This window comes from Methylomonas subterranea (assembly GCF_024505185.1).
GTDB classification, from domain to species: Bacteria; Pseudomonadota; Gammaproteobacteria; order Methylococcales; family Methylomonadaceae; genus Methylomonas; species Methylomonas subterranea.
Genome location: NZ_JANIBJ010000096.1, coordinates 1 through 948, shown reverse-complemented (window position 1 = coordinate 948; position 948 = coordinate 1). Strand labels below are relative to the sequence as shown.

Sequence of the window (948 nt, the reverse complement as noted above, 5' to 3'; positions counted from 1 at the left end):
GGGGCTAGGGTAATGGCTTGGCGTGGCTGAGATTAAGATTTTTTTTAGTAGTTGGTTTTTTACTAACCATCATATTTTAATTCAAGGTAATGGCATTTTATTGAATGCACTAGTAACAGCAGAACAGTTATCAGGGCTATTTCCTGACACTTGTTGTTTGGCATGATGCTGGATTCCCGATAAAAAGATTGGAAGATATGTTATTTGACTATTAGAACCGGGCGGGAAAACTCTATCGATCCATTCGCCAATCTTGCTAGAAGCATATTTTGTATCTATTCCACAGCCTAAAGCTCGGCCTAACATTACCGCATAAGATGTTAGTTTATCAATATCAAATGAACTGACTTGTCCATCTAAACTGCCTTGTGTATTAAAAGGTTTAGTAATGGCTTGATCTCTTATTTTAACTTTGCTTTCCAAGCTGCTAATAGGTAATTCTTTTTTTGGAGTAGTAAAAACCTTTTTCGGTACATTGCCACACCTACTTTTTAGTTGATCAAAATCATCGTCATAGTAAACTCTATCTTGATTATCATGGCATTTATATAAGTCGGCATAACCTGCATTGATAAAACCCCAAAATAACAAAATGGAAAGATAAAGTGTTTTAATAATCATAATTCAATCGACTTATAATCATATGATGCCAGCAACTTAAAAGACAAAAAATAATTTTTCTAATGATGCTTTGATAATTAAATTAGTATTTTTTTAAATTATCAAAAATTCTAGTATTAAATATAGTAAAAAATAAACACTGCGCAAAATAGTAAGTATACTAAAATAAACTCAGTTATTTACCATTATCAACATTAATTCCATAAAATAATAATTATAAATTTTAAAAAAGTTTAAATCCGGTAGTGTTCAAGTTAAATAAGCAGTTTAAAAACCAACTACTAAAAAAATCTTAATCTCAGCCACGCCAAGCCATTACCCTAGCCC

1 protein-coding gene is annotated in these 948 nt (G+C 31.1%); it reads right to left on the bottom strand.

The genetic code is table 11. The features are described 5' to 3' along the window. Nucleotides 1-81: 81 nt before the first annotated feature. Nucleotides 82-621 carry a hypothetical protein gene (locus NP590_RS20440; RefSeq protein ID WP_256604593.1) on the bottom strand — a complete coding sequence of 180 codons (540 nt, stop codon included), beginning with the start codon at nt 619-621 and terminating at the stop codon, nt 82-84. Nucleotides 622-948: the final 327 nt, after the last annotated feature.